At 67.0% G+C, this 13,592-nt stretch carries 15 protein-coding genes; 9 read left to right on the forward strand and 6 right to left on the reverse strand.

The genetic code is table 11. From position 1 onward, the window contains the following. The first annotated feature begins 8 nt into the window (after window positions 1-8). From ACFXIV_RS22150 to ACFXIV_RS22165, 4 genes are read left to right on the forward strand one after another with little or no spacing between them, the layout of a single operon-like run. Entirely contained in the window at window positions 9-350 is a 342-nt protein-coding gene (locus ACFXIV_RS22150) for a HypC/HybG/HupF family hydrogenase formation chaperone (protein ID WP_364618377.1), read from the forward strand. Beyond that, window positions 347-1,459 carry a hydrogenase formation protein HypD gene (hypD, locus tag ACFXIV_RS22155; RefSeq protein ID WP_379396205.1) on the forward strand — a complete coding sequence of 371 codons (1,113 nt, stop codon included), beginning with the start codon at window positions 347-349 and terminating at the stop codon, window positions 1,457-1,459. The genes ACFXIV_RS22150 and hypD overlap by 4 nt, the downstream gene beginning before the upstream one ends. Next, complete coding sequence (gene hypE / locus ACFXIV_RS22160) at window positions 1,452-2,522, forward strand: hydrogenase expression/formation protein HypE (protein ID WP_379396203.1); 1,071 nt, start codon at window positions 1,452-1,454, stop codon at window positions 2,520-2,522. Before hypD ends, hypE begins: the two co-directional genes overlap by 8 nt. A gap of 19 nt (window positions 2,523-2,541) precedes the next feature. Further along, the gene (locus ACFXIV_RS22165; RefSeq protein ID WP_379396201.1) at window positions 2,542-3,318 is read left to right on the forward strand and encodes a DUF6390 family protein; all 777 of its coding nucleotides are present in this window, start codon (window positions 2,542-2,544) and stop codon (window positions 3,316-3,318) included. A 71-nt stretch (window positions 3,319-3,389) separates the two neighbouring features. Here ACFXIV_RS22165 and ACFXIV_RS22170 read toward each other — a convergent pair whose 3' ends face one another. After that, window positions 3,390-3,815, reverse strand: coding sequence for an SRPBCC family protein (locus ACFXIV_RS22170; protein WP_379396199.1), 426 nt, complete (start codon window positions 3,813-3,815; stop codon window positions 3,390-3,392). A gap of 174 nt (window positions 3,816-3,989) precedes the next feature. Here ACFXIV_RS22170 and ACFXIV_RS22175 point away from each other — a divergent pair, with 174 nt between their 5' ends. The 4 genes from ACFXIV_RS22175 (at window position 3,990) to ACFXIV_RS22190 (ending at window position 7,232) form a co-directional block, all read left to right on the forward strand. Beyond that, window positions 3,990-4,616, forward strand: a complete 627-nt coding sequence (locus ACFXIV_RS22175) for a TetR/AcrR family transcriptional regulator (protein WP_379396197.1) — start codon at window positions 3,990-3,992, stop codon at window positions 4,614-4,616. Then, window positions 4,609-6,057 carry a CoA transferase gene (locus tag ACFXIV_RS22180; protein WP_379396195.1) on the forward strand — a complete coding sequence of 483 codons (1,449 nt, stop codon included), beginning with the start codon at window positions 4,609-4,611 and terminating at the stop codon, window positions 6,055-6,057. Before ACFXIV_RS22175 ends, ACFXIV_RS22180 begins: the two co-directional genes overlap by 8 nt. 137 nt (window positions 6,058-6,194) lie before the next feature. Continuing rightward, complete coding sequence (locus ACFXIV_RS22185; protein WP_379396193.1) at window positions 6,195-6,635, forward strand: ester cyclase; 441 nt, start codon at window positions 6,195-6,197, stop codon at window positions 6,633-6,635. A gap of 144 nt (window positions 6,636-6,779) precedes the next feature. After that, a complete protein-coding gene (locus tag ACFXIV_RS22190) occupies window positions 6,780-7,232 on the forward strand; it encodes a MaoC family dehydratase (RefSeq protein WP_379396191.1) in 453 nt (150 codons plus the stop codon). A 13-nt stretch (window positions 7,233-7,245) separates the two neighbouring features. Here ACFXIV_RS22190 and ACFXIV_RS22195 read toward each other — a convergent pair whose 3' ends face one another. The 3 genes from ACFXIV_RS22195 to ACFXIV_RS22205 all read right to left on the reverse strand — a co-directional run bounded on the left by ACFXIV_RS22195 (window position 7,246) and on the right by ACFXIV_RS22205 (window position 10,379). Continuing rightward, window positions 7,246-7,617, reverse strand: coding sequence for a nuclear transport factor 2 family protein (locus tag ACFXIV_RS22195; RefSeq protein WP_379396189.1), 372 nt, complete (start codon window positions 7,615-7,617; stop codon window positions 7,246-7,248). A 534-nt stretch (window positions 7,618-8,151) separates the two neighbouring features. Beyond that, entirely contained in the window at window positions 8,152-9,009 is an 858-nt protein-coding gene (locus tag ACFXIV_RS22200) for a phosphotransferase enzyme family protein (RefSeq protein ID WP_379396187.1), read from the reverse strand. A gap of 32 nt (window positions 9,010-9,041) precedes the next feature. Beyond that, a complete protein-coding gene (locus ACFXIV_RS22205; protein WP_379396185.1) occupies window positions 9,042-10,379 on the reverse strand; it encodes a helix-turn-helix transcriptional regulator in 1,338 nt (445 codons plus the stop codon). Window positions 10,380-10,568: 189 nt separating this feature from the next. On the opposite strand from ACFXIV_RS22205, the gene ACFXIV_RS22210 reads away from it, so the two are divergent. Further along, the gene (locus ACFXIV_RS22210) at window positions 10,569-11,042 is read left to right on the forward strand and encodes a hypothetical protein (protein WP_379421317.1); all 474 of its coding nucleotides are present in this window, start codon (window positions 10,569-10,571) and stop codon (window positions 11,040-11,042) included. Between the two features lie 698 nt (window positions 11,043-11,740). Here ACFXIV_RS22210 and ACFXIV_RS22215 read toward each other — a convergent pair. Next, window positions 11,741-13,423, reverse strand: a complete 1,683-nt coding sequence (locus ACFXIV_RS22215) for an FAD-dependent oxidoreductase (protein ID WP_379396181.1) — start codon at window positions 13,421-13,423, stop codon at window positions 11,741-11,743. After that, window positions 13,420-13,557 carry a hypothetical protein gene (locus tag ACFXIV_RS22220; protein ID WP_379396179.1) on the reverse strand — a complete coding sequence of 46 codons (138 nt, stop codon included), beginning with the start codon at window positions 13,555-13,557 and terminating at the stop codon, window positions 13,420-13,422. The genes ACFXIV_RS22215 and ACFXIV_RS22220 overlap by 4 nt, the downstream gene beginning before the upstream one ends. Window positions 13,558-13,592 lie beyond the last annotated feature (35 nt).

Below are 13,592 nucleotides of genomic sequence, written 5' to 3' on the forward strand. Positions count from 1 at the left end.
AGCAGCAAATGTGCCTGGCAGTCCCGGGAAGGGTTCTCAGCCTGCAGGAACGCAATGGCACCCTGATGTCGATCGTGGACTTCGGCGGCGTGCAGAAGGACGTATGCCTGCAATACATCCCCGACGCCGCGGTCGGCGACTACGTCGTCGTTCACGTCGGTTTCGCCATCCAGCGGCTCGATGAGGAATCCGCCCTGCGGACACTCGCCGAGTTCGAGCATCTGGGTGTTCTGAAGGAGGAGTTCGGTAACGGATTCGAGATCGCGGCCGCGCAGGCGGGCCTGGCGAATCCCGAAGCAGCGCAGGAGTCGACAGGGCAGGAGTCGGATGAACCGGAGGTGGGGTCGTGAAGTACCTCGATGAATTCAGCAACCCGCAACTCGCCGGGGTTCTCCTCGAGCGGATCCGGGAAAGCGCAACGCGCCGCTGGGCGATCATGGAAGTGTGTGGCGGGCAGACGCATTCGATCATCCGTCACGGCATCGACCAACTGCTGCCCGAGACGATCGAAATGATCCACGGACCCGGCTGCCCGGTGTGCGTGACCCCGCTCGGCATGATCGACAAGGCCCTCGACATCGCCGCGCAGCCCGGCGTGATCTTCTGCTCGTTCGGCGACATGCTGCGGGTACCGGGCAGCTCCAAGGACCTGTTCCGGGTCAAGAGCGAAGGCGGGGACGTCCGGGTGGTGTACTCGCCGCTCGACGCGCTCGAGCTGGCGCAGGCCAACCCCGATCGGCAGGTGGTGTTCTTCGGCATCGGCTTCGAGACCACCGCGCCCGCCAATGCGATGACCGTCTATCAGGCGAAACGGCTTGGCATACGGAACTTCTCGCTGCTCGTCTCGCACGTGCTGGTGCCGCCCGCCATCGCCGCGATCATGGAATCACCGTCGTGCCGGGTGCAGGCGTTCCTGGCCGCCGGGCATGTCTGCACGGTGATGGGTACCCGCGAATACCCGCCGCTCGCCGACAAGTACCGGGTTCCGGTCGTGGTCACCGGGTTCGAGCCGCTCGACATCCTCGAAGGCATCCGGCGCACCGTCATTCAGCTCGAATCCGGACGGCACGAGGTGGAGAACGCCTACCCGCGAGCCGTTGCCGAAGCGGGCAACCCGGTCGCGAAGGCGATGCTCGAAGACGTCTTCGAGGTCACCGACCGCGCCTGGCGCGGGATCGGCGTGATACCGCGCAGTGGGTGGCGGCTCTCGGACCGGTATCGCGAGTTCGACGCCGAACAGCGGTTCGCCGTGGGCGACCTGCACACCGCCGAGTCCTCGATCTGCCGTTCCGGTGAAGTGCTGCAAGGGCTGATCAAGCCGCACGAGTGCGCGGCCTTCGGCAAGCAGTGCACGCCCCGCAACCCCCTCGGGGCCACGATGGTCTCCTCCGAGGGCGCGTGCGCCGCCTACTACCTGTACCGGCGCCTGGACCTGCCCGCGGAGGTGGCACATGCGTGAGGAGATCTCGGCGCCCGTCGACCTGGCGAACTGGGTGTGCCCCATGCCATTACGGGATTCACCCACCATCGTCATGGGCCACGGTGGCGGCGGCGCGATGTCGGGGGAACTGGTCGAGCATCTGTTCCTGCCCGCCTTCGGCGCGGCCGCCGAGGCCGGGATGGGGGACTCGGCGGTGCTCACCGTCGGGGAGTCCAGGCTCGCCTTCAGCACCGACTCCTTCGTGGTCAAACCGATGGTGTTCCCGGGCGGATCGATCGGTGAGCTCGCGGTCAACGGCACGGTCAACGACCTGGCCATGGCCGGTGCGCGACCGCTGGCGCTGTCGACGGCGTTCATTCTCGAAGAGGGCACCCCGCTGGCCGAGATCGCTCAGATCGCCGGGGCGATGGGTACCGCTGCGCTCGGCGCGGGCGTCACCCTGGTCACCGGTGACACCAAGGTGGTCGACGCCGGGCACGGCGACCGGGTGTACATCAACACCACGGGTATCGGCGTGATCGACGAGGGCGTGGACATCCGTCCCCAGCGCGCGAGTGTCGGGGACGTGGTGATAGTCAGCGGCGATATCGGCTTGCACGGCGTCGCGGTGCTGAGCTGTCGCGAGGGACTGGAGTTCGGCACCACGGTGTGCAGCGATACCGCACCGCTGCACGGCCTGGTGGCTGCCATGCTCGCCACCGGCGCCGACGTGCACGTGCTGCGCGACCCCACGCGCGGCGGTATGGCCGCATCGCTCAACGAGATCGCCCATACCGCGAAAGTCGGTGTGGCACTGGAGGAGAACGACATCCCGATCCCGCCCGAGATCCGCGACGCCTGTGGACTGCTCGGTCTCGACCCGATGTACGTCGCCAATGAGGGCAAGCTGGTCGCCTTCGTCGCGGCCGAGGACGCGGACCGGGTGCTGGCCGCCATGCACGCCCATCCGCTCGGGACGCGGGCCGCTGCGATCGGCGTCTGTGTGTCCGAGCATCCGGGCATGGTGGTGGCCAGGACCGCCCTCGGCGGTACCCGGGTGGTGGATCTGCCGGCCGGAGAACAGTTACCCAGAATCTGCTGAGGCGGAAGGGAATTCGCCCATGGACCCGGTCCACGTCGACGGGACCGAGATGTTCGCGCGCTACGCCTACGCGCCGAACGCGCTCGGCTACTGCGGGCCGCCCGACTCTGCCGGGCTGCGTGACGGGTCGAGCGCGGCCGTGCGGGCGACCGCACCGTTGTTCTCCGGGGCGTGGCCGTATCTGTGCGTGATGTCCGCGCTGACCGGGATCGAGGATCCACTCGACGCCCGGCTCGTCGAATCCTATTGGCTCGGTGGCGGAGTCGGTGCCGCGCTGGATCCGGCCGAGTTCGGCGCGGCCCTGCTCGCGCGCATCGGTCCGGTCGCCGGCCAGTATTGGGCGCACCTGAGCGCCCGCCTGGCCGTGGAGGCCGCGCCCAACCACAGCTTCCACGTGCTCGGCGTCTACCCCTGGTCCCGGCTGCTCGATGCGGCGGGTGAAGGCCCGGCCCTGCGGATTCTCGACGACTGCCGGATCACCTGGGCGCGAGTGATGGATCGGAGCGATTCGCAGGTGCTGGTCCGGTCCCGCCGGTTGAGCTGGGATGGCCTGAGCCTGGGCCTGTCCAGACCCGAGGACCGGACCCTGGACGTCTGGCACGATGGGTACGCCGCCGTGCCCGACGTCGAGGCCGGCGACATCCTCGCGGTGCACTGGGATCACCTGTGCGGGCGGATATCACCCTCGCAAGCTGCCGCGCTCGCTACCACGACCGTGCGCCAGATCAGGGTGACCAACGAGCGGCTGGCGCTCGGCCGTTCCGCCGCAACGGCGGGCGCGAGGCCGGACGGCTGAATTCCCGCCCGGACCTCGCCCGCGTCGGCTTCCGTCGAAATTCGATGAGTGCCAGCGCAACCGGGACCTGATCAGAGCTGCCCGAGGCGCTGAGCCAGGATCGTGGCGCGGGCCAGCTGGACCTTGCGGGCCTGGCCGGATGCGAAGGCCATCAGTCCGAGCGGGGTGCGCAGCCGGAGCTCGTCCTCGATGCGCGTGCCTTCCGGGCCGTCGGCGAACTCGAAGCGGTAGCCCATGTGAACGCCGCCGGGGCTCTTCACCTCACCCCAGACCGCCTTGCCGGGCGTCCCCTCGAGCGACACCCGGATGCGGTTGTCGTATTTCAGCCCGAGGAGCCGGAACCGTTCGACGGCTACGTACGAGCCATCCTGGACATCCTCGACCGCCACGACGAGCGGCGACAGGCCGATGTAGTTCTCGGGCCGGGTCAGATGCTCGTAGGCCGCTTCCGTGGGGGCAGGGACGGTGAACGTGTTACGGAGAATCTTTTCCGGCATTCCCGAACTCTAGCGGTCCCGCTGGTATGGGCTCGGCACGGTGCGGAACAGCTTGGCGTGCTGCTGATTCCGGTGTATCGGGTCGCACCGATGATGACCAGTCCGATCGACGTGGGGCAGCGATTCAATACTGATCAGTATCGGATACCGATCGGTATCAGTTATGCTTCGGTCATGCCCAAAGGAGTGACCAAGCGCAGGCCGATCACCGTGACCGCTTTGCTGGACGCGGCGTTGGCGTTGTTCGCGGAGCAGGGCTTCGGGGCGACGTCGATTCCGGAGATCTGCGCTCGGGGTGGGCTGACCAAGGGGGCGTTCTACTCGAACTTCGCCGACAAGGACGAGCTGTTCCTGGCGTTGTTCGATCGGGAGTGGAATGCGCGGCGCGAGCGGCTGCGGCAGTTGCTGCCGCCGGACCGCGACCCTGCCGCGAGGCTGAGCGGGGGCGTACTGCCGTCGATGGTGGACGAGGCGGAGCGGCGGTGGTTGCTGGTGTCGGCGGAGTTCGGGCTGCATGCGATTCGGCGGCCCGCACTCGCGCGGGCGCTGCTCGAGCACGAGGCCCGCGGTCGCGCCGCAATGGCCGAACTGCTCACCGAGGCGCTCGCGGCGAAAGGGCTCGTTCCCGTGCTGCCGATCGAGGACCTCACCCGGCTGATAGTGACGGTCGTCGAGGGCGAGAACCTGCACACCCTGACCGAGCGGTCGGCTCAGCGTGCCGAAACGGCCACGGCACGTTGGGAAACCGTCGAAATTCTGATCGAGCGACTGTCCGCCCCGGAAGGCGATATCCATGACTGAGCAAGACATCCCTGTCCGCGGCGCGCACGGCCTCGACCATGTCGCCGCCCTGAACGACCTGCTGGCCGACGTCGGTCTCTCCACCGAAAACGCCGGAGGCAGTGTCGGTTTCGCCGGACAGGATCCGATACTGCCTGCCCGCCACCGGCTCGGGGCGTGCATCGGGATTCCGATCATGGCCGCCGCCGTCGGCGCTGTCGCCCTGCATCGCCGCCGTGGTGGCCCGGGCCAGGATCTGCATCTCGACCTGCGGCAGGCCGTGCACGGCATCACCCCGCATGCGTTCTGGCACCCCACCCTCGCCGGTGAACTGCCGCCGTTCCCGCTCGTCGCAGACAATCCCTTCCTGCTCACGCCGTATCGCACGGCCGACGGCCGCACCGTCATGGCCTCGGGCGTCTACCCGCACCTGGCGGCGAAATGGTGCCGATTCCTCGACGTCCCACCCGATTACGCGAAGGTCGCGGCCGCCTTCGCGACCCGCGACGCCTTCGAACTCGAGGACGCCGCCAACGCCGCGGGGCTCCCGCTGTGCATCGCCCGCACCCCCGGGGAATGGCTGGCTCACCCGCAGGGCGCACTGCTGGCGCAGCAGCCCGTGATCGGGCTGCGCCGCATCGGCGACGCACCGACATCCGACTTCGGTTCGGCTGCACGACCTTTGGACGGCATCCGCGTGCTGTCGTTCACCCACGCCATCGCCGGTCCCACCGTGGGCCGCACCCTGGCGGAGCACGGAGCTGACGTGCTGTGCGCCACCCGCCCGAACGATTACGAGCACGACTTCATCTATGCCGAAGCCAATGTCGGCTCTCGCAGCGCCTATCTCGACCTCACCACGGACGCCGGTCGCGAACGCGCCGACGGGCTCCTGGCCGACACCCATATCGTGGTCAACAATCACCGCGGCGACAAGCTCGAGAGCCTCGGCCTCGACCCCGAGCAGCTGGCCGCCCGGTACCCGGGCATCATTGTCGTCTCGGTCACCTGCTACGGCTCCGACGGCCCTTGGCGCACCCGCGGCGGTTTCGACATGAACGGCTCCGCCGCCTCGGGCCTGATGACCCTCGAAGGCACCCCGGAGAACCCGAAACTCCCTGTCACCGGCATGATCAACGATTTCATCACCGGCTATATGGGAGCCATCGGCGCCCTCGGCGCCCTGAACAAACGAGCCATCGAAGGCGGCTCCTGGCACGTCACCGTCAACCTCACCCGCACCGCCATGTGGTACCAAACCCTCGGGCTGGTCGACCCGGCACTCGCCGGCACCGACGACGACCACACCCTTCGCGAACCCGCCGCCTACGACGCCTCCAGCCCCCTCGGCGACATTCACATGCTCGCCCCGCCCGTCCGCTTCTCCCACACCGACCCCGCTTGGCCGGACCCGCCCTTGGTACCGCGCGGCTCCAGCCGACCCGAGTGGCGCGATCGATGAGTAGCTCCGAAGATCCGCACCGGCTGCGGCCCATCACCTGAATGTGTGATGCCTCGGGCGGCGCGGATCGGGCACGCTGACGTTTCGGCCGCTGGTATGGCCCGGATCAGATGATGCCTGTGACGAGGAGCGTCTCCATGACCAAGAGCGACGAATCGACGATGACGGTGGAGCAGGCGCGGACGATCTCTGCGCCGCTGTATGCCGCGTTGAACAGGCCGGCCGAGCAGGACGTCGCAGCACTGCTGGCCGAGGCATGCAACGACGACTACCGGTCGTTCCACACCAACCAGGATTTCCTGACGCGTGACCAGCTGGGTGAGGTGTTCACGCGGATGGGGGAGACCGTCCCGGATCTGGCGTGGGAGGTCGTCGACATCCATGTGGTCGACGACATGATGATCGTGCGCGGCGAGGCGACGGGGACGCCCGTGGCCGAGTTCTGGGGTGCTGCGCCTACCGGTAAGTCCTTCCGCACCATGGCCATCGACGTGTTCACCGTCCGAGACGGAAAGCTCGCCACGGGCTATCACGTCGAGAACTGGGCGACCGCGCTGAAGCAACTGCAGGCCTCGTAGTACGTCCTTGCACCCTGGATCGAGGGAGGAATCACCATGCCGGCAGGGCCCGCGAACACGAATGAGGAACTGGTCGCCGCCGCCCGCGCTCAGCCGGCCGAGATCGCCGCCGGCGCGGCGTGATCCGGTCGGCCGGGAGTAGTCGTGACCGCACAGGCCTTGTGGCTGGACGATATTCGGGTAGGGGATCGCTTCCGGAGCGGGTCCCACACCGTGACCGCGGCGGAGATCGTCTCCTTCGCCGAGTCGTACGATCCGCAGCCGTTCCATCTCGGTGAATCCCTGGCGGCGGGAACGTTCTTCGCCGGGCTGGCGGCCAGCGGATGGCATACGGCCGCGATCACCATGCGGTTGCTCGTCGATGGTGGGCTGCCGATCGCGCACGGCATCATCGGCGTCGAGCAGCAGCTGGCGTGGCCGACGCCGACGCGACCCGGCGACGTGCTGCACGTCGAGTCGGTCGTCACCGAGGTGAAGGTCGGCCGGTCCGATCCCGCGCGCGGAATCGTCACCACCGAGTACCTGACGATCAACCAGGAGGGCGAGGTCAGGCAGCGGGCAACCGGCAAGATCCTGGTGTTCCGGAAACCGGAGTAGCACTCCGACCCGGTCAGGCCGGCTCGTGGATTTCGGTGACGATGGTGTACAGCTCGATGATGGTGCCGTCCTGGGTGCGCGCGATGTCCATACCGACGACCACCGGGGACTGGCCCGCGGGACCGTAGTGGAAGCCGAGGTGGCCGATGTCGTCGAGTTCGGAGGCCGGGCCCGCCGGGCGGAAGACCCAGTCCGGGTTCTCGGCGCGCAGCTCCTCGGCGCGGCGTTCGAGTTCCTTGCGTCCGTGCATGATTTGTTCCGCCTCGTGCCAGATCACCTCCGCGGCATAGGTTTCGGCGATGGCCGCGGCGCGCCGCGCCGGGTCGGGCTCGTTGAAGACATCGAGGAGGTTGCGGCGCATGAGGTCGGCGGGGGAAGGTATCACTGCGGGTCCTCTCATACGTGGTGGACGTTGCGATTCGAGATCGAGTGTGCCCGTGCGGACCAATCCCGGGCCTCGGGTGCGAGCTCGGCCAGGGCGGTCTCACTACCCGGTGCCGCGGTGCCGGCCAGGAGTTGTCGGCCCGGCGCTCGCTGCACGCCGAAGGCCCGGTAGATCATGTTTCCGGCCCTGTTCGAGCCGGATGTAGCAGTCGGCGCTGACCCCGGTGAGTACGGCGGCCTCTTCCGCGCGGAAACTCGCCCAGTTCGATGCCGGTCATCATCACAGCCTACGTACCGGACCGATCGGATCGGTCGCGACACCACGCCGTGGTTTCGGATCAAGGTCAAGGAAATCGCCGAGAATTATCCAGTAAGGGATTTACCAACCATCCGAATACCCACCGCCACAACGGAAATCACCGCTCGTACGGCGTGGCACCATCGACATCGAACACGGTAGTCACCCGTACAACGAGCCAGCACAACATGGGGGCGGCAGGGTTGCTCGTAGGCTCGTGGCACGGCACACCGGGACTCAGAGCGCTCGCCAGGTCCAGGGCTTCGGCACCAGTCCACGGAGGCACGCGATGCGGTGCTGGGCTTCTATCGCGGCTGCTTGCCTCGTATCCGATCGACCAAGCGCGAAACCGACCCATCGGAACTCCTGGATATCGGCAAGTACCCGATAACCCGGCCACCGGGTCACGTCGTAGCCGCCGTAGGCGTCGACAAAGCTCTGATACTGGCCGGCGGTGATCCGTCGGAAGTCGGTGTAGTCGACCGCCAGTTGAACGAGATCCCACTCGCGCCAACCAACAGATACTTTGTCGAGGTCCAAGACGGTGGGATCACCGGAGGGCGGCACCACGAGATTTCCTTGCCAGGCGTCGCCGTGTAGGACGCAAGGCGGCGACGGGTCGTCCAGTTCGTCGTACCGCTGGTGCAGCCGCGCGTACTGCTCCAAAAGCCATGAGCGGTCGACTTCCTCGATCGTGGTTGCGGACTCGATGCGTTCTCGCAGTCGATCGAATGGCGCGTAGCTCGGCAGCGGGAACTCGGTCGGGGCCGTCAACGCATGCAACTGGCGGAGCATCGTGCCCAGCTCTTCAGGTGTGGACGGCCTGTGGTCGGGGATCAGAGTCCACCAGGTTACGGGCCGTTCGTCCACCACCGTGGGCTGTGGAATCGAGTTCACCGCGCGCACTGTCGTGATGCCATTTCGGTTGAGCCACTGCGAGATACACAGTTCCCGCTGTGCCGTCCTGTAGCTGTGCGGCTCGCCGATCCGTGCCACGATCCCGTTGGGCAACTCGAAGATCGCATGCGAGCCATCGCGGATGGTGACCGCGCCGTGGGCATCGACGTTGCCGAGTTTCGCCGCCCTGGACAGCACCTCGGCGGCGGTGATCTGCGGTCCAGGCTGGTTCACGAGGACACCTCGAACGCCTCGCGCTCGTCGGTGAGCACACTGTACAGCCCATACACCTCGGGGATGCCAAGGTGCTTGATCGACGCACGAGTCAACACTTGCAATACATCGCGAATGCGGTGGGAATGAAGCTCTTTCGCTTGGCTCGCGGCTTGCAATCCGAGCGCGGCTGCTTCCTGGGGGTCGCCTAGACGCATGGTCAGCGTAGCCAGTCGCGTCAGCGAGAAAGTTCGTGACCGAGGGTAGCTCTGGCCTTGTCGCCGGATGGCTTGGCCAATCCGTGGTGCGGCCAAATCCATTTGGTTTCGAGCCAACGCGACCGGTATGAGGGCCTTGCCGGTGCTGCCCAAGTGCTCGGCTTCGTCGTAATAGCACATCCAGGGCGCATCTTCGCCGGGCATGCTGTCGGCGAAGTAATCGTCTGAGCGCGCGACCTCGTTCAACGTCTCGTCGGTGCGACCGAGGGCGGCGAGGAACTGTGCGCGTAACGCGCTGAGCATGGCGCGGGTGGTGGCAGAAAGCCGGTCGCACCGAACTTGGGCGAGTTCGATCAATGACAGAGCGTTGTCAACGCCGCTGGTGTAGGCCGTCATTCGGGCCATGTCGGCGAGCGTGCTCGCACGTAGTTCCCACGATCCGGCAGAGTCTGCGCACCAGAGGGCGAATCGGGAGTGTTGCTCTGCGGTGGTGAAGTCGCCGATATCGAAGGCGGCAAAGGCTGCGACGCCGCTCAGGTTGCCAACGGCCTCGAATAATGCCCGGCGCGTTTCGGGTGCGGTCTTTCCTCGCACGAGCGGTGCGAACGAGTAAAGCTGTTGGCTGGCAGCGGTATTGGCTGATCCGCCGCCATGAAGGTTTTCCGTGGTCGCGGCGTGGCGGGTGGCTTCTTTCACTCGCTCGACATCGGACCATGCGACGCTTTCGGCGCTCGGGGAATCAGGTGCGTAGCAGGCGGGCACGGACTCCAGGTTGAAGGGGCTGAACACGTTGGCGGCGAGCGACTTGCCGGGTACATCCGTGCCGGCGAGCGAGCTCGCGCCAGCACGCCGCGTCTCTCGCCGATCGCCATCCGCCTGGGCGCGAAGGGTGACAAGCGCTCCGTTTGCCTCGAGAGCGTTGTCGATCGCAGCAACAAGCTCAGGCGAAGGGAGATTGGAACCCTCCCACTCGGTCATGGTGACGTACTGGCGCGAGTAGCCGATCTTGGATGCCAGTACGCGCTGAGAGATGCCCGCCTCTTTTCGGAGGCGTTTGATTTCGCGCGCCAGATCATCGGCAACCGATGGCGGTTGCCGACCGGGTTCGATCGTCGAGTCGCCCTCACCCCTGGTCATGGGTTCATTCTGGTCTACCGCGCAGGTATGGCAAGTCGACTTTCGTCGCGACTTGCCATCTTTCTTGCCTGGCAAACGCCGCAGTTTGCTCGTTGTGAACGCCGCCGCGAACCGCGCGGCTCACACCCGAGCGATGAAGGAGCGCTGATGCACCGAGGTAGCAGGGTCTTCAGGTTCCCCGGGGGTGTGATGGAACTTCAGGCCACCGAGGACGAGTCCGAGGACCATTCGGGGTTCTACCTGGAATTTCTCAAGTTCAACGAGGGTGTCGGCGACCACGAGTTACCGCTGGAAGGGGCAGACATGCGTTACATGCCAACGTGTCTGGGCTACCTTCGGACTGACGTGTCCGGGGTGGCGCAGCTGTGGGATCAGAGCCAAATCCGCAAGCTCGCAACACGTCTGGGCTACGACTTCGCCGACATGGTGATCTATGACCCGAAGTTCGGGCGGCCCCCGTTGGCTCGCCTGAAGGCGCAAGCGACCCGTTTGGATGCCGAAGCGGTCATTGTCCCCAGCCCTGAGCACTTCGAGGGCGGGGAGATACCCGGGACACTGGTCCAGCAACTCGACGTGATCACCGTGAACCCCGAAGAGACCTACGCCCGGCGAACGATGTCGCCTCTTCGAGACCTCCCACCCGCACGTGCCGACGGCGCATAACGGGGAGGGCTGGTCGATGCGTCAGACCGAGTTGTTCGCAGCGATCGTGGCTGCCGCCCTGACATCCGTCGTGGTCATCGCGGGATCGGTGCTCGCGGTCGTGCGGTTGGTCTTCAACTTCACGCCAACCGAACTCGTCGCCGAACTCCGGGGATACCCCCATACCGACACCTGGAGCCATTCCGATGCTCAGGCACCTCGAAGGGGGGTGGTTGATCGACGTAGCGATTCAAGAACACCGATGGAGTTGTCCCACAATGCATTTCGCGATGAACCCTCGGCTAACCGCAACCGTGCCGGGGGTTTCCGCAACCCCGGGGAAGGGTCCCAGTCCACCGGAGACGGATTGGGGCCACTCCCTCATGCTCACTATTAGGAACGCTGGATTCGGTTGCCGCCACTCCTGGCACCCTGCACGCGGGGGTGTGCCTGCCGGGGATACATGGCGTGAGGTGCGGGGCTCCCGATGCGTCCTGCGGATTCTGATGTGCCGCAGTCTCGACCCGGCGGTGGAGGCGGCATCGGTTCCAGCAGCTCGAATCCAGGCTGCCTGTCAAGGAGTGTGGTTCCGAGATGTGACCCCGGTGAGTACGGCGACCTCTTCCGCCCAGGAACTCGCCCAGTTCGTTGCCGGTCGTCGCCACAGCCTACGTACCGGATCGATCGGATCGGTCGCGACGCCACGCCATGGTTTCGGATCACGTGCCGGCGAGGCCGATGAATTCGTGTACCGATCGGACGCTACCTGCGCCGTCGCCGACGGCGGCGGCGATGCGCTTCATCGATCCGGCGCGCATGTCGCCGACCGCGAAGATGCCCGGCACGCTGGTCTCGAACGGGAGGGGGCCGCGGCCCAGGGTGTCCCACATGTCTTCCGCGGTGCCGGGGCCGAGCGCGATGTCGGTGAGAACGAATCCGTCGGAGTCGAGGCGGATGTCGGCGAGCCAGGAGGTCTCCGGGTCGGCGCCGATGAAACAGAACAGGCCGGAACACGGGAGCTGCTGCGGTTCGGGTGCGTTCTTGCCGGACACGGTGATCGCGGCCAGGCGATCGTCGCCGTGCAGTGCGGTGACCTCGGTGCCGAGCCGGATGTCGATCGCGGGGTTGGCCTCGATGCGGTGGGCGAGGTAGCTCGACATCCCGGCGGACAGATCTCCCGATCGAACCACGAGGGTGACCATGCACCCGCGGCCGGCCAGGAAAAGCGCGGCCTGTCCTGCCGAGTTCGCGCCGCCGATCACCGCCACCGGGGTGCAGGAGCAGGTGCGGGCCTCGATTTCGGTGGCCGCGTAATAGATTCCGCGCCCTTCGAAGTCCGGCCAGCGCGGCAGGTCCAGCGCCCGGTACTTCACCCCTCCGGCGAGAATGACCGCCCGCGAGTAGGCGACGGCGCCGTCGGACAGCGTCACCTCGAACAGCGCGCCGGTGCGTCGCACCGAGACGACCCGGCACGGGCTGTTCAGCGAGGCGCCGAACTTCTGCGCCTGCACCATGGCCCGGCCGGTGAGGTCCGCGCCGCTGATGCCGTGCTCGAATCCGAGATAGTTCTCGATGCGGGAGCTGGAACTGGCCTGCCCGCCGACCCCGACCGCGTCGAACACGACCGTGCGCAGCCCTTCGGAGGCGCCGTAGACGGCTGCGGCCAACCCTGCGGGCCCGGCCCCTACGATGATCAGATCTGTTGCGGCCGAATCAGGTTCGGTTTCGGCTGAATACGCGAGGCCGAGGGCCGCGGCGACCTGCGCCGGATTCGCGTCGGTGATCACTCCGGTCGGCGTTACCGCCGCGGGCAGCCGTTCGTCGGTGACGCCGATCGTCCGCGCGAGCGCCGCGCCCGCGGTGCTGTCGATGTCGAACCAGGTATAGGCGATGCGCGCGTGCGCGGCCCAGGAGCGCAGCGCCAGCGACTCGCGAGACAGTTCGCTGCCGAGCATGCGCACGCTGAGCGCGGCGGCGCCGGACTGGAGTTCGCTACGGCGGGCGAGGAATGCGGTGAGGATGAGGTCCGACAGTTCGGTGTCCTCGTCCATCAGCCGGCGGAACGCGCCCGGGTCGATCCGGATGATGGAGCCTGCCGCGGTGACCCGCGCGGTCAGATACGTCGACTGCCCGGTGAGCAGGTTCAGCTCGCCCAGGAACTGACCGGGCGTGCACGAAACCACCAGCGCCTCGGGCAGATCCGTGGTCGCCACCCGCACGATCTCCGCCGCGGCGGTGGTCAACACGATGAAGTCGTAGGTCCGCTGCCCGGTTCCGTACAGCACCGCACCCGGCTGCACGACCTCGACGCTGCCGTATCCGCGCACCCGCTCGAGTTGTGCATCGGACAGGACGGGGAAGCGCTCAGCTTCGGGGTCGTGCGCGGGCGCGGCGGGAGTCATGGGGCCGACCCGTCGATGTCGCCGCGGAAGTCGCTGACGTCGGCGGCGAATTCCCGGGTGTGCTGGAAGATGCCATTGCCCGCGCGCATCACCCCGTTGGGGGCGGCCGCGTAGCTGAGCGCGGTCGAGGTCATGTCGCTTCCCTTCGCAGGACTGCCGGTCAGCGGGC

Origin of the sequence: Nocardia sp. NPDC059236, assembly GCF_042754085.1 — a bacterium.
Classification (GTDB): Bacteria; Actinomycetota; Actinomycetes; order Mycobacteriales; family Mycobacteriaceae; genus Nocardia.